Raw genomic sequence first — 24,469 nt, 5'->3', positions numbered from 1 at the left:
CGCACCTGGAGGAGAGCCATCGTGCCTCGTACCGTCAGGGACGTCGTCTTCGTCGACGGCGTCCGTACCCCGTTCGGCAAGGCGGGCCCGAAGGGCATCTACCACGAGACCCGCGCCGACGACCTCGTCGTGAAGGCGATCCGGGAGCTGCTGCGCCGCAACCCCGGGCTCGACCCCGCGAAGATCGACGAGGTCGCCATCGCCGCGACCACGCAGATCGGCGACCAGGGCCTCACCATCGGCCGCACGGCCGGGATCCTGGCCGGTCTCCCCCAGTCGGTCCCCGGCTACTCCATCGACCGCATGTGCGCCGGCGCCCTGACCGCCGTCACCTCGGTCGCCGGCTCCGTCGCCTTCGGCGCGTACGACATCGCCGTCGCCGGCGGTGTCGAGCACATGGGCCGCCACCCGATGGGCGAGGGCGTCGACCCCAACCCGCGCTTCGTCAGCGAGAAGCTGGTCGACGAGTCCGCGCTGTTCATGGGCATGACCGCGGAGAACCTGCACGACCGCTACCCGCAGATCACCAAGCAGCGCGCCGACGAGTACGCCGTGCGCTCCCAGGAGAAGGCCGCCAAGGCGTACGCCAACGGCAAGATCCAGGCCGACCTGGTGCCGATCTCGGTGCGCCGCACCAACCCGGAGGCCGGTGAGACGGGCTGGGGCCTGGTCACCGCCGACGAGCCGATGCGCCCGGGCACCACCCTGGAGAACCTCCAGGGCCTGAAGACCCCGTTCCGCGTCCACGGCCGGGTCACCGCCGGCAACGCGGCCGGCCTGAACGACGGCGCCACCGCCTCGCTCATCGCCTCCGAGGACTTCGCCCGCGCCAACGACCTGCCGGTCAAGATGCGCCTGGTGTCCTACTCCTTCGCGGGCGTCGAGCCCGAGGTCATGGGCTACGGCCCGATCCCGGCGACGGAGAAGGCGCTGGCCCAGGCGGGCCTGTCCATCTCCGACATCGGCCTGTTCGAGATCAACGAGGCCTTCGCCGTCCAGGTCCTGGCGTTCCTGGACCACTACGGCATCGCCGACGACGACGAGCGCGTCAACCAGTACGGCGGCGCCATCGCCTTCGGCCACCCGCTCGCCTCCTCCGGCGTCCGTCTGATGACGCAGCTGGCCCGCCAGTTCGAGGAGCAGCCGCAGGTCCGTTACGGCCTGACCACCATGTGCGTCGGCTTCGGCATGGGCGCGACGGTCATCTGGGAGAACCCGCACTTCGAGGGGGACAAGTGAGCACCACCGCTGAGCTGTTGAAGGGTGCGGCCGAGCTGTTCCCGGACGAGGTCGTCACCCAGGCGCACGTACGCCACCTGGACCTGCCGTTCGGCGCAGGGCGCTTCGCCCTGATCACGCTGGACAACGGTTTCGACCACACCAAGCCCACCACCTTCGGCCCCGCGTCGCTGGCGAACCTGAACCTCGCCATCGACCAGGTCGAGAAGGAGGCCGCGGCCGGCGACATCGTCGGTGTCGGCATCACGGGCAAGCCGTTCATCTTCGCCGTCGGCGCGGACCTCAAGGGCGTCGAGCTCCTCAAGGAGCACAAGGACGCGCTCGCCATCGGCAAGGGCGGCCACGAGGTGTTCAAGCGCCTCGCGGGCCTCGGTGTGCCGACCTTCGCGTACTACAACGGCGCGGCCATGGGCGGCGGCGTCGAGGTCGGCCTGCACTGCACCTACCGCACGGTGTCCGCGGCGCTGCCCGCGTTCTCGCTCCCCGAGGTCTTCCTCGGCCTGGTCCCCGGCTGGGGCGGCTGCACGCTGCTGCCGAACCTGATCGGCGCCGAGAAGGCCGTCTCGGTGATCATCGAGAACTCGCTCAACCAGAACAAGCAGCTCAAGGGCGCCCAGGTCTACGAGCTGGGCATCGCCGACGCGCTGTTCGAGGGCGCGGACTTCCTGGAGCAGTCCCTGCTGTGGACGGCGTCCGTCCTCAAGGGCGAGATCGTCGTCGACCGCCCGGTGATCGACCGCGGCGAGGCCTGGGACCAGGCCGTCGCCAAGGGCCGTTTCGTCGCGGACTCCAAGGTGCACGGCGCGGCCCCGGCCGCCTACCGCGCCCTCGACATCATCGCCGCCGCCAAGAACGGCGACCTCCAGCAGGGCTACGACGCCGAGGACAAGGCGCTCGCCGACCTGATCATGGGCGGTGAACTGCGCGCCGGCATCTACGCGTTCAACCTGGTGCAGAAGCGCGGCAAGCGTCCCGCGGGCGCCCCGGACAAGAACCTCGCCCGTCCGGTCACCAAGGTCGGCGTCGTGGGCGCGGGCCTCATGGCCTCCCAGCTCGCGCTGCTGTTCCTGCGCCGCCTGGAGGTGCCGGTCGTGCTGACCGACATCGACCAGGAGCGCGTCGACAAGGGTGTGGGTTACGTCCACGCCGAGATCGAGAAGCTGCTCGGCAAGGGCCGTATCAACCAGGACAAGGCCAACCGCCTCAAGGCGCTGGTGTCCGGCGTCCTGGACAAGGCCGAGGGCTTCTCCGACGCGGACTTCGTGATCGAGGCCGTGTTCGAGGAGATCGGCGTCAAGCAGCAGGTGTTCGCGGAGGTCGAGGCGGTCGCCCCGGCGCACGCGATCTTCGCCACCAACACCTCCTCGCTGTCGGTCTCCGAGATGGCGTCGAAGCTGAAGCACCCCGAGCGGGTCGTCGGCTTCCACTTCTTCAACCCGGTCGCCGTCCTGCCGCTCCTGGAGATCGTCCGCGGCGAGAAGACCGACGACGCCTCCCTCGCCACGGCGTTCGCCGTCGCCAAGAAGCTGAAGAAGACCGCGGTGCTGACGAAGGACGCCCCGGCGTTCGTCGTGAACCGCATCCTGACCCGCTTCATGGGCGAGATCCAGAACGTCATCGACGAGGGCACGCCGGTCGAGGTCGCCGAGAAGGCGGTCGAGCCGCTGGGCCTGCCGATGTCGCCGCTGGTGCTGCTGGAGCTCGTCGGCCCGGCCATCGGTCTGCACGTCTCGGAGACCCTCAACCGCGCTTTCCCGGAGCGGTTCACGGTGTCCCCGAACCTGGCCGCCGTCGTCAAGGCGGGCAAGCGCGGCTTCTACGTCTACGACTCCGGCAAGCCGGAGCTGGACCCCGAGGTCGCCGCGCTCCTCAAGCAGGGCGATGTCGTCCTCACCGAGGAGCAGGTCCGTGACCGCGTTCTGGACGCCGTCGCCCAGGAGATCGGGCTCATGCTCGACGAGGGCGTCGTCGCCGAGGCCCAGGACATCGACCTGTGCCTGATCACCGGTGCCGGCTGGCCCTTCCACCTGGGCGGCATCACGCCGTACCTGGACCGCGAGGGCGTGTCGGAGCGGGTGAACGGCAAGCGTTTCCTGGCCCCCGGCGTGGCGTCCGTCCCGGCGTAACCGCCGTACGGCACACGGGAGCACGACCGTGAAGAGGGCCTCCGCCGGTTCGGCGGGGGCCCTCTTCCGTACTCGCCCGTCCCCTCAGACCTCCTGCCAGGACGCCGGCGCGGGGCCCGGCTCGCCGGCGTGGAGGCGGGCGACGAGGAGGCGGCCGGTCGACGGGGACAGGGCTGCCGCGACCACCCGGCCCTCGTCGTCCTTCGCGAGGGCCACCTCGGTGTCGTCGGGCAGCGTCGGCCCGGACTCGGTCCAGCCGCCGGCCGCTTCCTCCCCGGCGCGGTACGCGATGAAGGCGACGCGGCCGTCCGTCGAGCGCTGGGCGAGCAACGTGACGTCCCGGCCGTCGAGTTGGCACCGCACGGCGGCCACCGGGCCGGGGCCCGCCACCGGCGCCACCGTGACCGGCTCGCTGCCCGGACGCCAGGCGCGCAGGTCGCGGGAGTCGTCGGCGTAGAAGAGCGTGGTCTCCTCGGACGAGGTGGCCAGGGCGCGGAGGGTGCCGGGCCGGACCGGCGCGCGAAGAAACTCGGCCGCCGCCACCCGCTTGGCCGGCGCGTCCTGCCGTCGGCGCAGGATCCCGCCGCCGACCACGGTGTACACCTCCACGCACCCCGACTCCCCGACCATGGCGGCCGGCGGCCCCTGCGTCTGGGCCCCCTCCGTCTCCGGTAGGTCCTCCAGCACGCGCCAGGGCCCCCAGCCGCCCTTCTCCTTCTGCGCGATCATGCGCAGCCCGCCGTCGCCGCAGCGCACGAAGACGTGCGCCCGCCCCTGGTGGTCGACGGCCACCGCGGGCGGGCCCGTGCGGTCGCCCTTGGTGTCCGGGTGGCCGAGAGGGGTCCAGTCCATCGGGGAGAGCAGCGGACGGAAGTGGGTCGAGTGCACCACGCCCGCCTCGCCCTTCCCCAGGGGCCGCCAGGAGACCAGGTGTGCGTAGCCGTCGACGCCTCGGCCGACGGCGAGGACCGGGTGCACCTTCTGGTCGCCGCCGACTTTGCGGGGTGTCTGCCACGAGCCGCCCGGGGCCTGCTCGGCCCGGCACAGGACGCCGTCGTCCGACGTGAGGTAGACACAGAGCCGCCCGTCACGCCCGCGTATAAGCCAATCGCCGTTCATCGGCACACTGTAAGCCGCGGACATCGGGTGCCGTGCGCCGCCCGTGCGACCCTGGGCGCATGGACGACGACAGTGACCCTGTGCTGGTGATCGTGGACGCCGCGAACGTGGTCGGGTCGGTGCCCGACGGCTGGTGGCGGGACCGGCGCGGCGCCGCCGAGCGGCTGCGGGACCGGCTGGCGGCGGACGGGCTGCCGGGGCACCCCGGGCCCACGGAGATCGTCCTCGTCGTGGAGGGCGCGGCCCGCGGGGTCTCGACGGTGCCCGGCGTACGGGTGGAGTCGGCCCCCGGCAGCGGCGACGACCACATCGTCGCCCTGGTGTCCGACGCGACCGACCGCCGCCGCCTGGTGGTGACGGCCGACCGGGAACTACGCCGCCGGGTGACGGAACTGGGCGCGGAGGTGACGGGCCCCCGCACGGTACGCGGCTGACCCCCGCACGGGAGCGCCGCCGCACGCAGCGGGCTGCCCGTTCCGCAGGTGCGCATCCCGCGGGCATCCAGCCGCCCCGGGTCACGGCCCGGCCCGCAGGCATCCAGCCGCCCCGAGGACGCAGCCCACTCAGCGGACCTTCCAGCCCCACCTGCGTCGCGCCCCGACCGGCGAACCGGCTTCGCAGCTCGCACAGGGCATCCAGCCGCACCCGGGCGCCTCATGCTCAGCCGGCAAGCAGGGCCGTATCCCGGCTCGCGGGCATCCGGCCCCACGGCCGCATCCCGGCGCGGGTCCAGCCTCCCCCGGGGGGCAGCCCACTCAGCGGGCCTGCGGGCGCCTCTGGGGCGCAGAGCCATCAGTGGGCTTGTGGGTTCGCCGGGGGCGTTCCCTGGGCCGTTGCGGCCTCGGCGCGGCCCAGGCGGCTGTGGGAGCGGCCGTAGAGGAAGTAGACGGCGATGCCGATGACCATCCAGACGGCGAAGCGGAGCCAGGTCTCGGCGGGCAGGTTGAGCATGAGCCACAGGGAGGCGGCCACCGACAGGATCGGGATGACCGGCACCCACGGGGTGCGGAAGGCCCGGTGCAGGTCGGGGCGGGTCCGGCGGAGGATGATCACGCCGATGGCGACGACCACGAAGGCGAACAGAGTGCCGATGTTGACCAGTTCTGCCAGCTCGCTCAGCGGCGTGAAGCCGGCCAGGACCGCGATGAGCACACCGAGCAGGATGGTCGGCCGGTGCGGGGTCTTGAAGCGCGGGTGGACCTGGGAGAAGAAGCGGGGCAGCAGTCCGTCGCGGCTCATCGCGAAGAAGACCCGCGTCTGGCCGAGCAGCAGGATCATGCAGACCGTGGTGAGGCCCACGGCGGCGCCGAAGCTGATGAACCCGGCGAACCAGGGGTGCCCGGTGGCCTTGAAGGCGTCGGCGAGCGGCGCGGTGACGGACAGCCTGCTGTAGTGCTGCATGCCGGTCACGACGATCGACACCAGCACGTACAGCGTGGTGCAGATGACGAGCGAGCCGATGATGCCGCGGGGCATGTCCCGCTGCGGGTTCCTGGTCTCCTCGGCGGCCGTGGCGACGACGTCGAAGCCGATGAACGCGAAGAAGACGACCGAGGCGGCCGTGAAGATGCCCAGCACGCCGAAGTTGGACGGCGCCCAGCCGAACATCAGCTGGATCAGCGGGGACTGCAGGCTGTCCCCCGCCGGCACCGGCTGCGACTTCGGGATGAACGGCTTGTAGTTGTCACCGTTGATCAGGAAGGCCCCCGCGACGATCACCGTGAGCACGACGGTCACCTTGATGGCGACGACGACCGTGGTCACGCGCGCGGAGAGCTTGGTGCCGACCACCAGGATGGCGGTGAGCACCAGCACCAGCAGCGCGGCGAGGAGGTCGAAGCCGAAGCCCGTGGCGCCGTCCCGCACGCCGAGCGCGGCCGGCAGGTGCACGCCCACGTTGTCCAGCAGCGAGTGGATGTACCCGGACCAGCCGACGGCGACCACCGCCGTGCCGAGCGCGAACTCGAGGACGAGGTCCCAGCCGATGATCCAGGCGGGCAGTTCCCCCAGGGAGGCGTACGAGAACGTGTACGCGGAACCCGCCACCGGGACGGTGGAGGCGAACTCGGCGTAGCAGAGCGCGGCGAGCGCGCAGACGACGCCGGACACCACGAAGGCAAGGGCGACGGCGGGGCCGGCGTTGTTCTTGGCCACGGTGCCGGTGAGGACGAAGATGCCGGTGCCGATGATGACGCCGACGCCGAAGACGGTCAGGTCCAGCGCGGACAAGGACTTCTTGAGCGCGTGCTCTGGCTCCTCGGTATCGAGGATGGACTGCTCGACCTTCTTCGTCCGGAAGAGGGTGCTGCTCACGGGGTACCTCCCACGCTGTGTCGTCCTCGACATGATCGAGAGGGGGCGTATTGCGTATGCCCCGGCGCGGGCGCGTTAACGCGAATGGGCCGGTGCGACCACTCCTTACAGTGGCCGCACCGGCCCATCCGGGCGTGTCGGGTGGCGTCAGTCGCGCGCGGACTCCACCGCGTCGGCCGCCGCCGTCGTCCCGCCGTACCGGCCGTCGAGCCGGGAGACCAGGCCGGTGACCTGGCGGGCGATGTCGGGGGCGGTCAGGCCGATCTCGGCCATGACCTCGGCGCGGGAGGCGTGGTCGAGGAAGCGCGGCGGGATGCCGAAGTCGCGCAGCGGGACGTCGACGCCGGCGTCGCGCAGGGCCTGGGAGATTGCGGAGCCGACGCCGCCGACGCGGGAGTTGTCCTCGACGGTGACGACGACGCGGTGGCGGTCGGCGAGCGGGGCCATCGCCTCGTCGACGGGCTTGACCCAGCGGGGGTCGACGACGGTGGTGGTGATGCCCTGCCGGTCGAGCAGCGCGGCGATCTCCAGGCACATCGGGGCGAGGGCGCCCACGGAGACGAGCAGCACGTCGGGCCGGTCGGTGCCGGGCTCGCGCAGCACGTCCATGCCGCCCACGCGGCCCACGGCGGGCACGGCGGGGCCGACGGCACCCTTGGAGAAGCGGACGACGGTCGGGGCGTCGTCGACGGCGACGGCCTCGCGCAGCTGGGCGCGCACCTGGTCGGCGTCGCGCGGCGCGGCCAGCCGCAGGCCGGGGACGACCTGGAGGATCGACATGTCCCACATGCCGTTGTGGGAGGCGCCGTCGGTGCCGGTGACGCCGGCCCGGTCCAGGACGAAGGTGACGCCGCACTTGTGCAGGGCGACGTCCATCAGCACCTGGTCGAAGGCGCGGTTGAGGAAGGTGGCGTAGACGGCGAAGACGGGGTGCACGCCCGCGTGCGCGAGGCCCGCGGCGGAGACGGCGCCGTGCTGCTCGGCGATGCCGACGTCGTAGACGCGCTCGGGGAAGGCCTTGGCGAACTTGTCGAGGCCGACGGGCTGGAGCATCGCGGCGGTGATGGCGACGATGTCCTCGCGCTCCTTGCCGAGCTCGACCATCTCGTCGCCGAAGACGGAGGTCCAGTCGGCGCCGGAGGTGGAGATCGGCAGGCCGGTGTCCGGGTGGATCTTGCCGACGGCGTGGAAGCGGTCGGCCTCGTCCTGGAGGGCAGGCTGGTAGCCGCGGCCCTTCTCGGTGAGGCAGTGCACGATGACGGGGCCGCCGAACCGCTTGGCGCGGGCCAGGGCCGACTCCAGGGCCTCGAGGTCGTGGCCGTCGATGGGGCCGACGTACTTCAGGCCGAGGTCCTCGAACATGCCCTGGGGGGCGACCAGGTCCTTCAGGCCCTTCTTGGCGCCGTGCAGGGTCTCGTACAGGGGCCGTCCGACGACCGGCGTGCGGTCGAGGATCTCCTTGGTGCGGGTGAGGAAGCGCTCGTAGCCGTCGGTGGTGCGCAGCGTGGCCAGGTGGTTGGCGAGGCCGCCGATGGTGGGCGCGTAGGAGCGCTCGTTGTCGTTGACGACGATGACGAGCGGGCGGTCCTTGGCCTCGGCGATGTTGTTGAGCGCCTCCCAGGCCATGCCGCCGGTCAGGGCGCCATCGCCGATGACGGCCACGACGTGGCTGTCGCGTTCCAGCAGCTGGTTGGCCTTGGCGATGCCGTCGGCCCAGCCGAGCACCGTGGAGGCGTGGCTGTTCTCGATGACGTCGTGCTCGGACTCGGCCTGCGAGGGGTAGCCGGACAGGCCGCCCTTCATCTTCAGCCGGGAGAAGTCCTGCCGCCCGGTGAGCAGCTTGTGTACGTAGGACTGGTGGCCGGTGTCCCAGAGCACCTTGTCCTTGGGGGACTCGAAGACGCGGTGCAGGGCGATGGTGAGCTCGACCACGCCGAGGTTGGGGCCGAGGTGGCCGCCGGTCTTGGAGACGGCGTCGACGAGGAAGCTCCGGATCTCCCCGGCCAGCAGGGTCAGCTCCTCCGGGCTGAGCCGGTCCAGATCGCGCGGTCCCCTGATGCGGGTCAGCAGCGGCACCCGTGCCTCCTTGCAGTAGAGCTGATCGAGCTGTTTCCGGGCGCATCGAGTCTAATGTTCCGCCCGGGCGGACGGCGCCCACCCCGTGCGTAGTGCGTCACGCCGGGTCAGTACCCGTGACGGCGGTCCCCGTCACACGGGTCGTGCCCGGGCCGCCCGCACACGACCCTGCCCGGCACCGAGGACGGTGCCGGGCAGGGGTGCGGGGCTTCGTCGTGCCTCGTGAACCGCTATCCGCGGCCCGCGGCCTTCTGGCTGCGGCGGGAGACGGAGTCGATGACGACCGCGCCGAGCAGGACACCACCGGTGATCATGTACTGGATCGAGGTGTTCATGTTCAGCAGGTTCAGTCCGGTCGTGATCGACTGGATGACGAGCATGCCCAGCAGCGCGGACCACACGGAGCCGCGGCCGCCGAAGAGGCTGGTGCCGCCGATGACCGCCGCGGCGATGGCCAGCATCAGGGTGTTGCCGCCGCCCGCGTTCAGCGTCGCGGACGCGGTCTGGCCGGCGAAGAACATGCCGCCGATCGCGGCGAAGCCGCCGGAGATGGCGAACACCGTGATGCGGATCATCGGCACGTTGATGCCGGCGCGGCGTGCGGCCTCGATACCGCCGCCGACCGCGAACACCTTGCGGCCGTAGGTGGTGCGGCGCAGCACGAAGTCCACGATCACCAGCGCCGCGAGGAAGATCACCAGCGCGTTGGAGACGCCCTGGGCGTTGTTCAGCACGGCGGCGGCGACGAAGGAGGCGACGGCCAGCAGGCCGACCCGGACGAGGATCTCGCCGGTGGGCCGGAAGGGCACGCCGGCGGCCTTGCGGCGGCGCTGCTCGCCGAAGTTGCCGACGAGGGAGAGCACGACGCCGAGGCCCGCCAGCAGGTAGGCGCCGACGATGGCCTGGTCCATGAAGAAGGAGCTCTGGCCGAGGATGTGGACGGGGCCGTCGTCGGAGGGGATGTTGATGGTGCCGGTCGAGCCGAGCAGCCACAGCATCAGGCCGTTCCAGCCGAGGAAGCCGGCGAGGGTCACCACGAACGCCGGCACGCCGATCTTGGCGAAGAACCAGCCGTGCAGCGCGCCGATGCCGAGGCCCGTGACGATGGCGAGGATCAGCGCCAGCCAGCCGTTCATGCCGTGCTCCACGACGAACACGGCGAAGAGCGTGGAGGCCAGACCGCTGACGGAGCCGACGGACAGGTCGATCTCGCCGAGCAGCAGGACGAACACCAGGCCGATGGCGAGCATGCCGGTGGCCGACATGAAGTAGCTGACGTCGGAGAGGTTGTCGGCGCTGAGGAAGCGGTCGTTCTTCGACTGGAAGATGACCCAGATGATGATCAGGCCGAGGACGACCGGGAGCGAGCCGAGCTCGCCGCCCTTGATCTTGCGCTTGAACTCGGTGACGTATCCCTTGAGTCCCTCTTCGCGGACCAGCAGGCGCGGGTCGACGACGGCGACCGGGGCGGCCGTCGGGTCGTCGGCGGGCGCGACCGTGGTCTGGTCCTCCACGACGCCGTCGGTCTTGACGTCCCCGGCGGCGCTCTTGACGGTCTTGGACGTGTCGCTCACTTGGCCGCCTCCGTGGTGCGACGTCCGGCACGACGGGTGACGGCGTTGTCCGTGGCACCCGTGATGGCGGCGATGATCTCTTCGTGGCTGGTGTCCTTCACGGGGAAGGAACCGTTGTTCTTGCCCAGGCGCAGGACGGCGACGGTGTCCGCGACCGCCTTCACGTCGGCCATGTTGTGGCTGATGAGGATGACGCCCAGGTCGCGCTCGCGCAGCCGCTCGACCAGGTCGAGGACCTGCGCGGTCTGCTCGACGCCGAGGGCGGCGGTGGGCTCGTCCAGGATGACGACCTTGGGGTCGCCGATCAGGGCGCGGGCGATGGCGACGACCTGGCGCTGGCCTCCGGAGAGGCTGGCGATCGGGATGCGCACGCTCGGGATGCGGATGGAGAGCGTGGACAGCAGCTCGCGGGCGTTCTTCTCCATCATCACCTCGTCGATGACGCCGCGGTGCAGCAGCTCGCGCCCGAGGTAGAGGTTGCCGACCACGTCGAGGTTGTCGCAGAGGGCGAGGTCCTGGTAGACCGTCGCGACGCCGAGTCCCTGGGCGTCGTGCGGCTTGTTGATGCTGACCGGCTTGCCCTCCCACTCGATGACGCCCTCATCGATGGGGTGGACACCCGCGATCGTCTTGACCAGGGTGGACTTTCCTGCGCCGTTGTCGCCGACCAGCGCGACGACCTCTCCGGCGTGGACCTCCAGTTCGACGTCGGTGAGGGCCTGGACCGCACCGAATCGCTTGGAGACTCCGCGCAACGCCAGCACGGGCGTAGCGGACACGTGAACCATCTCCTTCGCCGCCTGACCGGCGGGGATGCCGCGCTGTGGGACAGGCGCGGAGGGATGTGCGGGGCGGTCGCGGGTGGGCGGCGCCGGCGCACGAGGTTTACAGAATGAACATGCGCGAGACCGTCTGCGTTGGCAACGGTTCCGTTCGGTCGTCGTCGGCGACGGTTTTCGCGTCGTCGTCGGCGGCGGCGGTTCCGTCCGACGCCCGCCCCGCAGCGGGGTGTTGGGCGGGGCGGGCGTCGGCGGGGTCTCGCGGGGCCTTACGGCGTGAGGCCGTCGGCGTGGGCCGTGCGGCGTGGGGCCGTGCGGCGGCCGGGGGCCCGGGTCCCCGCTGAGGGGCCCGGGCCGCCGGCGCGGTGCGGGCGCCTACTGCAGGCCGGCGGCCTTGCAGGCGGCGGCGTACTCGGCGGTGCAGATCTCGCCGACGGTGTACACCTTGTCCTTGAGGACGGTGTCCTTGATGTTGGTCTTGGTGACCGACACCGGAGTCAGCAGCTGGGAGGGCACCTTGTCGCCGGAGCCGCTGGTCAGCTCCTGCGAGGCGAGGGACTTGATGTCCTTGCCCTGGAGCAGGTTGACGGCCATCTGCGCGGCGGCGTCGGCCTCCGGCTTGAAGGCCTTGTAGACCGTGGCGGACTGGGTGCCGGCCACGATCCGCTGGATGGCGGCGAGTTCGGCGTCCTGACCGGTCAGCGGGATGGTGCCGATGCCGGCGCCCTTGAGGGTGTTGGCGATGCCACCGGCCATGCCGTCGTTGGCGGCGTAGACGCCGGCTATGTTCTTCGCGCCGATCTGGGTGATCGCGGCGGACATCTTCTCGGCGGCGACCGTGTCCTTCCACAGACCGGACTGCTCGTAGTCGATGGCCACCTTGCCGTCGAGGGCCTTGTGGGCGCCTTCCTTGAACTGCGCGGCGTTCGGGTCCTGGTCGTCACCGTTGATCATGACGACCTTGGCGGCCGGGGTGGCCTTGGCGCCCAGGGCGTCGAGCAGGGCCTGGCCCTGGAGCTCGCCGACCTTGACGTTGTCGAAGGAGACGTAGGCGGAGACGGGGCCCTGCGCGAGGCGGTCGTACGCGACGACCTTGACGCCCTTGTCCACCGCGGCCTTGATGGAGGACTTGATCGCGGCGGAGTCCTGGGCGGAGATCACGATGACCTTGACGCCCTTGGTCACCATGCTGCTGACCTGCTGGGCCTGCTTGGCGGTGTCGGCGGCGGCGTTGGCGTACTCGACGGTGCAGTCGGAGCAGAGTTCCTTGACCTTGGCCGTGAACAGCGGCTTGTCGAACTTCTCGTAGCGCGCGGTGACGCTGTCGGGGAGCAGCAGGCCGATGGACTTGCTGTCGGAGTTGCTGCTGCCGGAGTCCTTGTCGTCGCCCGCCTTGCCACACGCGGCAATCGACAGGGCCATGGAGACGGCGGTGGCGCCGATCACGACTCTACGCATCGTTGCGTTCATTTGGGGTGTGCCTCCCTGACAGGGCCGCAACGCTGCGGCCGAGGTGGCTCGAAGTCAACTCGGCCGCAAGTTCGACGTCAAGAAGTAAATACTTAACGAGATGGCAACGGCGTCATGCGTTCTCTAAGTGAAGGCGGGTGCCGCGACGGTGAGGGTTCCGTCCAAAAGGGTTGAATCGCCCATCTCGCTGAGGGCGAGCGCGAGCGCGCCGAGCACCTCCGCACGGCCCCCAAGTGCCCCTGGGAGCACGGAGAGCTGCCGTGCCGCACTGGGGATCGCGTAGCGGCCCACGGACTCCCTTATGGGCCCGAGCACCAGCTCACCGGCCTCGGCGAGATCGCCGCCGAGGACGACCCGGCTCGGGTTCAACAGGTTGCAGAGGTTGGCGACTCCGCTGCCGACGTGGCGGCCGACGTCGGCGATCACCCTGCGGCAGCCGGGGTCTCCGTCCCTGGCCAGCCGCACGACGCCCTCCATGGTGAGGTCGGTGCCGTGGCTCCCCTGGAGCAGCGGCAGGACGTACCGCGCGGCCGCGAAGGTCTCCAGGCAGCCGCGGTTGCCGCAGCGGCAGACGGGGCCGGACTCGTCGAGGGTGATGTGCCCGATCTCGCCGGCGGTTCCGCCGGGACCGCGGTAGATCTTGCCGTCTATCACCAGCCCCGCGCCGACGCCGCTGGCGACCTTGATGTAGGCAAGATCACGTACGCCCCGGCCGCTGCCCCAGACCATCTCACCGAGGGCGCCGAGGTTGGCGTCGTTGTCCACGTGCACGGGCACGCCGAGGCGGCCTCTCAGTTCCTCGGCGGGACGGGTGCCGATCCAGCCGGGCAGGATGGCGGAGGAGCCGAGCGTGCCGGACTCCAGCTCGATGGGGCCGGGGACGCCGAGGCCCACTCCGGCGACCTTCGAGCGGTCCACGCCGGTGGCCTCGATCAAGCGGCTGACCAGCTGTTCCGCCCGGTCGAAGCCCTGCTGTGCGGAGGCGTCGACGTCCAGCGGCTCGGACTCCTCGGCGAGGACCTGGTGGGCCAGGTTGCCGACCGCGACCCGCAGATGGGTGTGGCCGAAATCGACCCCGATGACGATGCCGGCGTCCCCGCTCAGCGATACGCTGCGAGCCCTTCGGCCGCCCGCGGAGGTGGGCGTGACCTCGACGGTTCCGCCGTCCTTCAGCTCCCGCACGATGTTGGACACGGTCGCCGCCGACAGCCCGGTCGTCCGGGCGATCTCCGCCTGGGTGAGTGACCCGGCCAGACGCACGGCCCGTACGACTCGCTCCAGGTTGGCTCGGTGCAGCGACGACTGCGACCCCGGAGTCTCCACGACGACCTCCTGCGCGCGGGGCCGCTTCGATGAGACCCCGTCCATGTCCAACTAGTGAACTCTAAGCTGAGCTGTTCGGGTCGCCTCCCGTCAAGAGGTTGAACGGTTTCCGCGTGGTCGAACACTTGGGCGCGAAGCGACCCGATCGGTGGTCGCGGGGTGTACGGGGGCAGGTGCGCGGTGTCGCCGGACGGGCCCTGCGCGGGCAGTTCATACCGGCACGGATACGGGCGCAAGCGGACAACACGCGGCGCGTGCGTGGCTCCGTGGCCGAGGGGGGCGCGTACGCCGCCTGAAGGCACGGGGTTCGTTCCAGCGCTCCCGCCGCCGAGTTCCGTGAATCAGCCCGGGAAAGTGCGCCGGAAAAGCACGAGCCGTTGGCGCGACAGGCCTTCTTGACACCCTCCGTCGCCGGGCCGCTACTGAAGTCTGCGTGTCCCGCGGGACAACGTTGTCCGGCACCGTGAGCGTGCACGGTTTCCCGAAGGGGAGTTGTCGTCTTGAGTCGAGCGGATGCGGCGGACGTCGACCCGGCCTGGCTGCCGCCCGAGGCGTTTCGCGCCCTGGGGGCGCGGCGGACCCTGGTCCGTGGGGCGGGGCCGCTGGTGGACACCGTACGCGGCGAGGTGGCGGACGCGTGCGGGCGGTTCGGCGGGCGATTGGTCGAGGACGGCGGCTCCCCCGACCTCCTGCTCGAAGTGGTCGACTCGGAAAGCGAGTCGGGATCCGAGGGCTTCACGTGCGCACGGGACGGCGGCACGACGACGGTCACGGCCTCCGACGGACGCGGGCTGCTGTACGGCCTCTTCCACGTCGTACGGCTCGGCGAGGCGGCGTTCGACGGCGAGTCCCCGCGCGAGACGCACCGGCCGGCGACGGCGCTGCGGATGCTGGACCACTGGGACAACGTCGACGTGCACCCCGTCATGGGCCAGGTCGAGCGCGGCTACGCGGGCGGCTCCCTGTTCTGGCGGGACGGACGGGCGCGGGGCGATAAGGAGCGGATACGGGCGTACGCGCGGCTCCTCGCGGCCTGCGGGATCAACGCCGTCTGCGTCAACAACGTCAACGTGCACGACGCGGAGGCCCGTCTGCTGACCGACCGGATCGGCGAAGTCGCCGACATCGCCGAGGAGTTGCGGCCGTACGGGATCCGGACACATCTGTCGGTCACCTTCGCCGCGCCGATCGTGCTGGGCGGGCTGCCCACGGCCGACCCTCTGGACGCGGCCGTGCGCGACTGGTGGGAGCGGGCCGTGCGCGGGGTGTACGCGGCGATCGGGGACTTCGGCGGGTTCGTGGTGAAGGCGGACTCGGAGGGCCGTCCGGGGCCGTTCGCCTACGGCCGCTCGCACGCGGACGGCGCGAACATGCTCGCCGCCGCGCTCGCCCCGTACGGGGGCACCGTGCACTGGCGGGCGTTCGTCTACGACCACCGCCAGGACTGGCGGGACCGCACCACTGACCGGGCGAGGGCTGCGTACGACCACTTCGCGCCGCTCGACGGGGAGTTCGCCGGCAACGCGGTGCTCCAGGTGAAGCACGGGCCGATGGACTTCCAGGTGCGCGAGCCGGTCTCGCCGGTGCTGGGCGCGATGCCGCGGACCCGGCTGGCGCTGGAGGTGCAGGCCACTCAGGAGTACACCGGCCAGCAGCGGCACGTGTGCTGGCTGGGCCCCATGTGGAGCGAGGTGCTGCGGTTCCGGCTTCAGGAGGAGGCCTGTGTCGGGGAGACGGTCCGGGGCGGGATCGTGGCCGTGTCCAACGTGGGCGACGACCCCTTCTGGACCGGGCATCCGCTGGCGCAGGCCAACCTCTACACCTTCGGGCGGCTCGCCTGGCGGCCGGACGCCGACCCGCTCGGGATCCTGGACGAGTGGATCGCGCTGACCTTCCCGGCCGCCCCCGAACGCCTGACGGCCGGCCTGCACCGGGTGCTGGACGGCTCCTGGGCGACGTACGAGAAGTACACGGCGCCGCTGGGCGTCGGTTTCATGGTGCAGCCGGGGCACCACTACGGGCCGAGCGTCGACGGCTACGAGTACAGCCCTTGGGGCACCTACCACTTCGCCGACCGCGACGGCGTGGGCGTGGACCGCAGCGCCGCCACCGGGACCGGTTACGCCGCCCAGTACGCCAAGCCCTGGTCCGAGCTCTACGAGACGCCCGGCACGTGCCCGGACGAGCTGCTGCTGTTCTTCCACCACGTCCCCTACGGGCATGTGCTGCAAAGCGGGAAGACGGTGATCCAGCACATCTACGACACTCATTTCGAGGGCGTCGAGGAGGTCGCGGAGGCCCTCCGGGTGTGGGAGGGCCTCGAGGACCTGGTGGCGCCGGCCCGGCACGCGCGCGTGGCCGAGCGGTTCGAGGAGCAGCTGCGCTGTGCGCGGGAGTGGCGGGACCAGGTGAACAGCTACTTCCTGCGCAAGTCGGGGATCGGGGACGAGCGGGGCCGGACGGTCTACTGAGGTCTGAGGACCGCCACGCCCAGCGGGTCGAGGGCGAGGGGCTCGCCGCGCGCGTACCGCTTGCCGGTGAGCAGGTCGGTGGCGGCGGTGTGGGCGGTCAGGTGCGCCGGTGCGGCTGCGTGGTTGAGGAGGAAGAGGAGGTGCTCGCCGGCGGGGGTGACACGGCCGGCGGTCTCGACGGTGGGCAGGTGGGCGTAGGGGCCGACGAGGCCGTGGCGGTCCAGGACGCGCCGGACGACGTCGTCGACGCCGCTCGGGTCCAGGGCGGTGGCCACGTACCAGGCCTCACCGTCGCCGAACCGGTTGCGGGTCACGGCGGGCGTGCCGGCGTAGAAGTCCGCGCCGTAGGTGGCGACCGGTTCGGCGCCGCGCGGCTGCACGATCTCGAAGACGAGATGGGCGTCGTGGCGGGCCTCCCCCATGCGCACGGGCTGTACGACGTCCTGCGGGCGGGCGTCCCACTCGTCGACGCGGATGCCCAGGAGGCCGGCGAGCGGGCCGGGCACGTCGGTGGGGAACGCCCGGTCGTGCTCGTCGCAGCGCGCGGTGAGGAAGGTCGCGAGGAAGGTGCCGCCGCGCCGGGTCAGCTCCTCCAGGCGGGTGGGCAGGTCGCCCCGGATCAGATGCAGGACGGGGGCGAGGACCACGTCGTAGCGGGTCAGGTCGGCGGTCACGGGGACGACGTCCACGTCGGCGCCGGCCTCCCGGGCGGCCCGGTAGTAGGTGTGGACTACGTCCGGGTAGCGGACCAGCCGGGAGGGGCCGTCGGAGATCTCCAGGGCCCACCAGCTGTCCCAGTCGAAGAGGAGCGCGGTGCGGGCCGGGGTGCGGGCGCCCAGGGTGAGGTCCCCGAGCTGCGCCAGCTCCTCGCCGAGGGCGGCGACCTCGCGGAACACCCGGGTGTCGGCGCGGCCGGCGTGTCCGATGACCGCGCCGTGGTATTTCTCGCAGGCGCCGAGCGAGGCCCGCAGCTGGAAGAAGAGGGCGGCGTCGGCGCCGTGGGCGACGGCCTGCCAGGTGGCGAGGCGGAGCTCGCCGGGGCGTCTGAGGGGGTTCACGTCGCGGCAGGCTGTCGTGGACGGGGTCTGCTCCATCAGCCAGAAGGGCGCGCCGTCCTTCAGGCCGCGGATCAGGTCGTGGGCGAGGGCCGGCCGGGTGGGCGGCGCGTCGAGGGGCGGGTAGTTGTCCCAGGAGGCGAAGTCCAGGTGGGGCGCCCAGCGGTGGTAGTCGAGCGGGCGGTAGGCGCCCATGAGGTTGGTGGTGACGGGGGTGTCCGGGTCGTGGACGCGGATCGCCTGCTTCTCGGCCGTGAAGCAGCCGAGCAGGGCGTCGGTCATGAAGCGCTGGTAGTCGAGGGTGATGCCCTGGAAGGCGGTGTGGTCGGGGCCGCGCCAGTGCTCGGTGAGCGCGCTCGGGGGCTCGATCTGGTCCCAGTCGGTGTAGCGGTGCGACCAGAAGGCGGTCCACCAGGCGTCGTTGAGCCCGTCGAGCGTGCCGTGCCGCTCGCGCAGCCAGCCGCGGAAGGCCTCGGCGCACAGGTCGCAGTGACAGGCGCCGCCGTACTCGTTGTTGATGTGCCAGGCGAGCAACGCCTCGTGTCCGGCGTACCGTTCGGCGAGCCGGCCGGCCATCGCGGTGGCGAGCCGGCGGTAGGCCGGCGCGGTGGGGCAGAAGTTGTGGCGCTGGCCGTACCGGTGCCGGCGGCCCTCGAAGTCGGTGCGGTTGACCTCCGGGTACCGCTTGGCGAGCCAGGGCGGGACGGCGGCGGTGCCGGTGGCCAGGACGATGTGCCGGCCCGCACGCGCGGCGCGGGCGAGGACGCGGTCCAGGAGGCCGAAGTCGTAGGTGTCCTCGGCGGGTTGGGTGAGGGACCAGGAGAAGACGCCGACGGTGAGGGTGTCCACGCCGGCCCGGGAGAACAGGCGGTGGTCGTCGTCCCAGACCCGCTCCGGCCACTGTTCGGGGTTGTAGTCGCCGCCGTAGGGGATCTTTCCGGTGCGCGGGAGGCGGCCGTCGTCTCCGGTGTCGGGGGCGGTCATACGGTGAAGTCCTCCTGGGTCTCGGCGATCACCGTGCGGCTCGTGTGCAGCAGGGAGAGCAGCAGCGGCGCGGCGAGCAGGGCGGGCAGGGCCTCGGTGAGCAGGGCGGTGAGCGCGCCGGCCAGCACGAGCAGGGAGGCGGCGGCGAGGGTGGCGCGGCCGTGCCGGAGCAGGAAGTACGCGGCGAGGCGGGCGGTGTCGCGGGCGCGGAAGGCGAAGAGCGAGGTGAGGACGAGGGCGTGGGCGCCCCACAGCAGCAGTGTCACGCCGATCGCGCCGAGCAGCGCCGCCCACCAGCCGGGCAGTCCGGTGGCGGTGAAGCGGGTGAGGGTGAAGGCGATCACGGTCAGCCAGGCCAGCAGCGGCGTGAAGAGCTTCAGCGCGGGCAGGGCGTTGAGGCGCAGGCCGCGCAGGTAGGCGCGGGCCGGGTGGAGGTCGGTGAGGTCGCGGCCGCGGTGGTGCAGGGCGTAGACGGCAGCGGACAGTGCGGGGCCGAGCGGCAGCAGACAGAGGGCGGCGAGCGGCAGACTGCCCGGGTCGGTGCCGAGGGACAGCAGGGCGGCGAAGCCGGGTGCGGCGGTCAGGAGCAGCAGTGCCTCGACGGTGAGCAGCGTGTGGACGAGGGCGGCGGCGCGGGAGAGGGGGCCGGCGCCGAAGGCGATCGGCGGGGTGCTCATCGCGGGTCCCTTCCGAGCAGCCGGCGGTCGTCCGACCAGGGCGGGGCCTCCTCCTCGACGGGGCTGATCTCGACGAGGGTGATCTCGTGGCGGGTGAGCGTGAGGTCGAGGGCGGTCCGGCCGTCCTCGACGGGCAGCCGGAGGTGGGCGCGTGCGGGCTCGGCCGCTTCGTGCAGGACGTCGAGCTGGTGCGGGCGGGGTGAGCGTGGGCTGCCCATCCGCTGCCATGCGGTACGGGCGTTGCCGTGCTCCTCGTCCACGGTGGACCGGCGGACGAACGCCTCCGGCCCGCGCAGGGGGACGGACAGCCGCAGGGTGTGCCGCTCCGGTCCGGGCGTCGTGCCGCTCGGGTCGACGGGCGCCCAGGCCAGGACGGTGACCCGGCCGTCCGGGTGCCGTGTCACCAGGTGGTCCGGGCCGCGCGTCAGCAGTTCCTCGCCCATCCGCGCCATGAACGCGTACAGGTGGTACGTCGGCTTCCTCACCTGCCGGTGGGTGAGGAGCCCGAAGCCGCCGTGGAAGAGCGCGGTGGGGACGCCGGCCTCCTCGAACATGTCGCTGAACGTCCAGTAGGAGAAGGAGTCGGCGTGCTCATGGCCTCCCGCGAGAACGGGGGCCAGGTACGCGGCGTTGAAGGCGGTGTCGTGGACGGGGTTGTCGGGGCAGTACGAGGAGTTGAACTCGGTGATGTGGACCGGGAGTTCCGCCAGACGGGTGCCTTTGAGCAGCTCACGGGGCGGGGCGAACTGGTCCAGCAGCTGCCGCGCCGGCGCCAGCGTCTGGTACGAACCGAACGGCACGTGCTGGGCCGGCCCCGAGGTGTAGGCGTGCTTGGACACGAAGTCCACGGGCACGTCCCGGCGTTCGGCGAACTCGGCGAAGCGGAGCAGCCAGTCGTCGGCGCCCGGTGAGATCGCGGGACCGCCGACCTGGAGGCTCGCGTCCACCTCCTTCACGGCGTGCGCGGTCACCTCGTAGAGCCGGTGGTAGGCGGCCTCATCGGCGCCCTGCCAGAAGTCGGACAGGTTGGGCTCGTTCCACACCTCGATCGGCCAGGTGCGGACCTCGTCCAGGCCGTAACGGTCGACGAGATGGGCGAGGGTGGCGCGGACGAGGGCGGCCCACTCCCGGTCGGAGCGGGGTGGGGTGACGTTGCCCTTCCACCAGAAGACCGTCTGCTCGCCGGAGGCCAGTCCCGTCGGCATGAAGCCGAGTTCGAGGAAGGGCCGGATGCCGAGTCCGAGGTAGGCGTCGACGACCTGGTCGACATAGGTGAAGCAGTGGTGGACGTGCCGGGCGCCCTCATGGTCGTAGGGGCGGTGTACGCCCATGCCGTCACTGAGGAGGCCGTGGCCGCGGATGTACCGGAAGCCGATCTCGCGCTGGAGCAGGGCCAGGGAGTCCTGGTAGTCGCGGCGCAGGGCGAGCTCGATCCGGCCGGTGCCGACGCAGGTCCGCCAGGCGTCGGGGAGCCGGCCGGTCGCCTCGGCGGGGACGCGGATCACTTGCTCTCCTTCGTGAAGCGCTCATGGGCCTTGTTGTGCAGGTCGACGAGCCGGTCCATGTTCTTGGCCTTCAACTCCCGCACGTAGGACTCCCATTCGGACAGCGGGCGCTTGCCGAGGACGAACTTCAGCGTGTTCTGGGTGACGTGGTCCCTGAGCGGGGTGTCCCACAGGGTGGCCTGTTCCTGCTCGACGGACTGCAGCGGGTGCGCGGGCGCGATCGGCAGTTGCCGCCGCTCGGCCATGGCGTCCTGGAACTTCTTCTCGTCCGGGCTGAAGGAGGAGGAGACGAGGGCCCAGCTGCCGCCGTAGGTGAAGACGCCGTTGAAGAAGCCGTAGTCCTTCTGGAGGTCCTTCGGGGCGTCGGCGTCGGAGCCCATGAGGGAGATGCCGTCCTTGAGCCGGTACCGGCCGCCGGCGTCGGTGTAGGTGAGGCCCTCCACGCCCCACTTGGCGAACCGCTGCCCCTCGTCGGAGTACCAGAGCCAGTCGACGAACTGCATCATGGCGACGAAGGTGTCGCTCTCCAGCGCCTTGCTGGAGATCATGACGCCGTTCTCCAGCCGGGCGCCGCCCAGCACCACGGGCCCGGCGGGTCCGAGCGGTACCGGGATCATCTCGATCCGCGCGCCCTTGACCTGCCTCTCCAGGTTGTAGCGGTACTTCTGCACCAGCTCCTGGGGGTTGGCGCTGATCACGAAGGACTTCTCGGACAGCAGCTTCGTCACCGCGTCGTCGTCGGTCTGGGTGAAGCTCTCCGGGTCCATGAGCTTCTCGGCGACCAGTCTGCGCACGTAGTCGATCATCTGGCGGAAGCCGTCGGTGGCGCCGGTGAAGACGAACTTCTTCGTGCCGTCGTCCCAGCTGATGTTGTCGTAGGTCCAGCCCGCCCGAACCCCGTACGCCTGGCCGAGGTAGCTGAAGAAGGCGCCCGCGGGGAAGGGGGTGTTGGTGCTCCAGCGGTCGGTGAAGGGGTAGCGGTCGGGGTACCGGTCCTTGATCGCCTTGAGGACGGTGTACACCTGGTCCCAGGTGGTGGGCGCGGTCAGGCCGAGCCGGTCGAGGACGTCCGTGCGCAGCGACAGCGAGTAGCCGGACTTGACCTTCTCGTGCAGGCCGGGCAGCAGGTAGTACTTGCCGTCGGACTGACGGATGGAGTCCAGTTCCGGTTCCAGCCGCCACTTCCGCACCTTGTCCTGGAAGTTGGGCATCAGATGGACGTACTCGCTGACCGGGAGGATCGCGCCCGACGACACGAACGCGACCTCGGAGGGGTGGTACGTCTTGGGGATCAGGAACGGGGCGTCGCCGGCGCCGATGAGGAGGCTGCGTTTCTTCTCGTAGTCGCTCAGCGGGACCGACACCGGTTTCAGGGTGATCCCGGTGCGTTTGGTGAGCTCCTGCCAGAACGGCCAGCCGCTCTTCATCGGGTAGGCCGGGTTGTCGTTGTGCAGCATCGAGAAGGACAGCGGCCGGGCCGCCTTGAACTGCTGGCCGACGCGGTACTCCTTCATCGCGCCGTTCTGCTTCTTCGACAGGTCCTTGCCGTCGCCGTCTCCGCCGCTGCCGCAGCCGGTGAGGGCGGCGAGGCCGACGAAGCCGGCGGCCGCGAGGATCTGACGCCGCGACAGGTTCCCTTGGTTCTTCACGGACGCTCCTTTGTTCGTCGAGCCGTTGCGAGCCCTCGGTGGCGCTCAGCCCTTCACCGCGCCGAGCATCACGCCCGAGACGAAGTAGCGCTGGACGAAGGGGTACACGCTGAGGATGGGCAGGGAGGTCAGCACGATGGTGACCGCCTGGATGTTCGCCGCGACCTGGCTGCCCTGTTCCGTCGTGGCGCCGGCGTTGGTGGCGCCGGTGGCGCCCGCGATGAGGTTGCGCAGATAGACGGTGACCGGCATCAGGTCGGTGCGGTCCATGTAGAGGAAGGCCGAGAACCAGGAGTTCCAGAAGGACACCGAGTAGAACAGCACCATCGTCGCGATGACCGCCTTGGACAGCGGCAGCACGATCCTGAGCAGGATGCCGTAGGTGCTCAGCCCGTCGATCTCGGCGGCCTCCTCCAGCTCGGCCGGCAGGCTCTCGAAGAAGGCCTTCATCACCAGCAGGTTGAAGACGCTGATCGCGTTCGGCAGCGCGATCGCCCACACGGAGTTCTTCAGGCCGAGGCTGGTGATCAGCACGTAGTTCGGGATGAGACCGCCGGAGAAGAACATGGTGAACACCGCGACCCCGACGAGGAGTCCGCGCCCCCGCAGCTGCTTCTTCGACAGCACGTAGGCGTAACAGGTCGTCAGGACCATGGCCACCACGGTGGAAAGCACCGTGTACAGCACGGTGTTGCCGTAGTTGCGCCAGAACACCCCGTCCCGGACGACGATCTCGTACGTGGTGAGGTTGAACCCCTTGGGCCACAGGGTCACTTCACCGGCCCGGATCTGGCGTTCGCCGCTGAGGGAGCGGGCGACGATGTTCACGAACGGGTAGAGGGTCACCACCACGACCAGGGTGAGGATGACGCCGTTCACACCCTGGAAGGCACGCTGGCCGCGCGTCGGCCGGCCGGCGCTCACCATAGGCTCGTTCCCACCGTGCGGCGCGACAGCTGGTTCGCCGAGGTGATCAGCACCAGCCCGATGACCGCCTCGAACAGGCCGATCGCGGCGGCGTAGCTGAAGCTGTTGGACTCCACGCCGGCGCGGTACAGGTAGGTGGAGACCACATCGGCCGTCGGGTAGGTCAGCGGGTTGTAGAGCAGCAGGATCTTCTCGAACCCGACCGCCATGAACGTGCCGATGTTGAGGATCAGCAGCGTGATCATGGTGGGCCGGATGCCGGGCAGGGTGACGTGCCAGATCTGCCGCAGGCGGCCGGCTCCGTCGATACGGGCTGCCTCGTAGAGGTCGTCGTCGATCGTGGTGAGCGCGGCGAGGTAGAGGATGGTGCCCCAGCCGGCGGTCTGCCAGATCTCGGAGCCGACGTAGATCGTGCGGAACCACTCCGGTTCCTGCACGAAGCGGATCGGGTCGTGCCCGAACCAGCCGAGCGCGTGGTTGACCGGACCGTCCGTGGCCAGCATCTGCATGGTGATGCCGGCGACGATCACGATCGACAGGAAGTGCGGCAGGTACGACACCGTCTGCACGAACCGTTTGAGCGCCGTGCGGCGCACCTCGTTGAGCAGCAGCGCCAGCACGACCGGGACCGGGAAGCAGAAGACCAGGGTGAGCGTGCCGAGCCACAGGGTGTTGCGGAACACCTGCCAGAAGGTCGGGTCGGTCAGGAACATCTCCACATAGCGCAGCCCGACCCAGCGCTCCCCCAGGATGGAACCGCCCGGCTCGAAGCGGCGGAAGGCGATCACGTTGCCGATCATCGGCAGGTAGCGGAAGACCAGGAAGAACAGCAGCGGCAGCACGGCCAGCGAGTACAACTGCCAGTCCCGGCGCAGGGAACGCCGCCAGCCGCGCCGGGCGTTCGGGGCCGCCGGTCCGTGCCGGGTCTTCGCCGGCTGCTGCCGGGTGCCCGGCGGTGGGGCCGATGTGGTGGAGGTGCTCATGCTCGGGCCTCCCGGGGCGTCATCAGAAACGCTCGATCTCCGGACGCCCCGACACGGCGCGCCTCGAAACTTTCGTGCCCTTACCGGTAACTGTGCGGAAACGTAAGGGCACTCGGAAAGCGCTGTCAATGGGTGCTGCACGGCGGGCGGTTGGGGCCCGACGGGCGTTGGAAACCCCGTCGGGCGGGGTAGGACCGGT

17 protein-coding genes are annotated in these 24,469 nt (G+C 70.8%); 4 read left to right on the top strand and 13 right to left on the bottom strand.

The annotated features are described in order from the left end of the window. Positions 1–21 precede the first annotated feature (21 nt). Both ACFYXA_RS00980 and ACFYXA_RS00975 read left to right on the top strand, forming a co-directional pair. Positions 22–1,239 (top strand): acetyl-CoA C-acyltransferase, encoded by a 1,218-nt coding sequence (locus ACFYXA_RS00980; RefSeq protein WP_130438079.1) that lies wholly within the window; start codon positions 22–24, stop codon positions 1,237–1,239. Continuing rightward, entirely contained in the window at positions 1,236–3,365 is a 2,130-nt protein-coding gene (locus ACFYXA_RS00975; RefSeq protein WP_389027202.1) for a 3-hydroxyacyl-CoA dehydrogenase NAD-binding domain-containing protein, read from the top strand. Before ACFYXA_RS00980 ends, ACFYXA_RS00975 begins: the two co-directional genes overlap by 4 nt. Before the next feature lie 84 nt (positions 3,366–3,449). Here the strand turns inward: ACFYXA_RS00975 and ACFYXA_RS00970 are convergent, their stop codons facing one another. Continuing rightward, on the bottom strand, positions 3,450–4,484 hold the full coding sequence (locus tag ACFYXA_RS00970; RefSeq protein WP_389027200.1) for a hypothetical protein: 1,035 nt from the start codon (positions 4,482–4,484) through the stop codon (positions 3,450–3,452). A gap of 59 nt (positions 4,485–4,543) precedes the next feature. Between ACFYXA_RS00970 and ACFYXA_RS00965 the strand changes: the two genes are divergently transcribed. After that, positions 4,544–4,918: an NTP pyrophosphohydrolase gene (locus tag ACFYXA_RS00965; RefSeq protein WP_389027198.1), complete on the top strand. Its 375-nt coding sequence runs from the start codon at positions 4,544–4,546 to the stop codon at positions 4,916–4,918. A gap of 358 nt (positions 4,919–5,276) precedes the next feature. Here the strand turns inward: ACFYXA_RS00965 and ACFYXA_RS00960 are convergent, their stop codons facing one another. From ACFYXA_RS00960 to ACFYXA_RS00935, 6 genes are all read right to left on the bottom strand, one after another. After that, the gene (locus ACFYXA_RS00960) at positions 5,277–6,797 is read right to left on the bottom strand and encodes an amino acid permease (protein ID WP_389027196.1); all 1,521 of its coding nucleotides are present in this window, start codon (positions 6,795–6,797) and stop codon (positions 5,277–5,279) included. Between the two features lie 147 nt (positions 6,798–6,944). Beyond that, complete coding sequence (gene dxs, locus ACFYXA_RS00955) at positions 6,945–8,873, bottom strand: 1-deoxy-D-xylulose-5-phosphate synthase (RefSeq protein WP_351092153.1); 1,929 nt, start codon at positions 8,871–8,873, stop codon at positions 6,945–6,947. 230 nt (positions 8,874–9,103) lie between these two features. After that, positions 9,104–10,447, bottom strand: a complete 1,344-nt coding sequence (locus ACFYXA_RS00950) for a sugar ABC transporter permease (protein WP_351338219.1) — start codon at positions 10,445–10,447, stop codon at positions 9,104–9,106. Further along, positions 10,444–11,235 (bottom strand): ATP-binding cassette domain-containing protein, encoded by a 792-nt coding sequence (locus tag ACFYXA_RS00945; RefSeq protein WP_130438086.1) that lies wholly within the window; start codon positions 11,233–11,235, stop codon positions 10,444–10,446. The genes ACFYXA_RS00950 and ACFYXA_RS00945 overlap by 4 nt, the downstream gene beginning before the upstream one ends. A gap of 366 nt (positions 11,236–11,601) precedes the next feature. After that, positions 11,602–12,696, bottom strand: a complete 1,095-nt coding sequence (locus ACFYXA_RS00940) for a sugar ABC transporter substrate-binding protein (protein ID WP_389027193.1) — start codon at positions 12,694–12,696, stop codon at positions 11,602–11,604. A gap of 123 nt (positions 12,697–12,819) precedes the next feature. Beyond that, a complete protein-coding gene (locus ACFYXA_RS00935) occupies positions 12,820–14,019 on the bottom strand; it encodes an ROK family transcriptional regulator (protein ID WP_352245978.1) in 1,200 nt (399 codons plus the stop codon). A gap of 500 nt (positions 14,020–14,519) precedes the next feature. Here ACFYXA_RS00935 and ACFYXA_RS00930 point away from each other — a divergent pair, with 500 nt between their 5' ends. Then, a complete protein-coding gene (locus tag ACFYXA_RS00930; protein WP_389027191.1) occupies positions 14,520–16,490 on the top strand; it encodes an alpha-glucuronidase in 1,971 nt (656 codons plus the stop codon). On the opposite strand, the gene ACFYXA_RS00925 is transcribed toward ACFYXA_RS00930, so the two are convergent. From ACFYXA_RS00925 to ACFYXA_RS00900, 6 genes are read right to left on the bottom strand one after another with little or no spacing between them, the layout of a single operon-like run. Further along, on the bottom strand, positions 16,484–18,529 hold the full coding sequence (locus ACFYXA_RS00925; RefSeq protein WP_389027189.1) for a beta-galactosidase: 2,046 nt from the start codon (positions 18,527–18,529) through the stop codon (positions 16,484–16,486). The genes ACFYXA_RS00930 and ACFYXA_RS00925 overlap by 7 nt on opposite strands. Next, positions 18,526–19,206: a hypothetical protein gene (locus tag ACFYXA_RS00920; protein WP_389027187.1), complete on the bottom strand. Its 681-nt coding sequence runs from the start codon at positions 19,204–19,206 to the stop codon at positions 18,526–18,528. The genes ACFYXA_RS00925 and ACFYXA_RS00920 overlap by 4 nt, the downstream gene beginning before the upstream one ends. Further along, positions 19,203–20,711, bottom strand: coding sequence for a xylan 1,4-beta-xylosidase (locus tag ACFYXA_RS00915; protein ID WP_389027185.1), 1,509 nt, complete (start codon positions 20,709–20,711; stop codon positions 19,203–19,205). The genes ACFYXA_RS00920 and ACFYXA_RS00915 overlap by 4 nt, the downstream gene beginning before the upstream one ends. Continuing rightward, a complete protein-coding gene (locus ACFYXA_RS00910; protein WP_389027183.1) occupies positions 20,708–22,360 on the bottom strand; it encodes an extracellular solute-binding protein in 1,653 nt (550 codons plus the stop codon). Before ACFYXA_RS00910 ends, ACFYXA_RS00915 begins: the two co-directional genes overlap by 4 nt. A gap of 45 nt (positions 22,361–22,405) precedes the next feature. Further along, on the bottom strand, positions 22,406–23,287 hold the full coding sequence (locus ACFYXA_RS00905) for a carbohydrate ABC transporter permease (RefSeq protein WP_389027181.1): 882 nt from the start codon (positions 23,285–23,287) through the stop codon (positions 22,406–22,408). Beyond that, the gene (locus ACFYXA_RS00900; RefSeq protein ID WP_389027179.1) at positions 23,281–24,270 is read right to left on the bottom strand and encodes an ABC transporter permease; all 990 of its coding nucleotides are present in this window, start codon (positions 24,268–24,270) and stop codon (positions 23,281–23,283) included. The genes ACFYXA_RS00905 and ACFYXA_RS00900 overlap by 7 nt, the downstream gene beginning before the upstream one ends. Positions 24,271–24,469: the final 199 nt, after the last annotated feature.

It is taken from the genome of Streptomyces sp. NPDC002566, from assembly GCF_042889585.1.
GTDB lineage: Bacteria > Actinomycetota > Actinomycetes > Streptomycetales > Streptomycetaceae > Streptomyces.
This window is presented reverse-complemented; position numbering and strand designations above follow the sequence as displayed.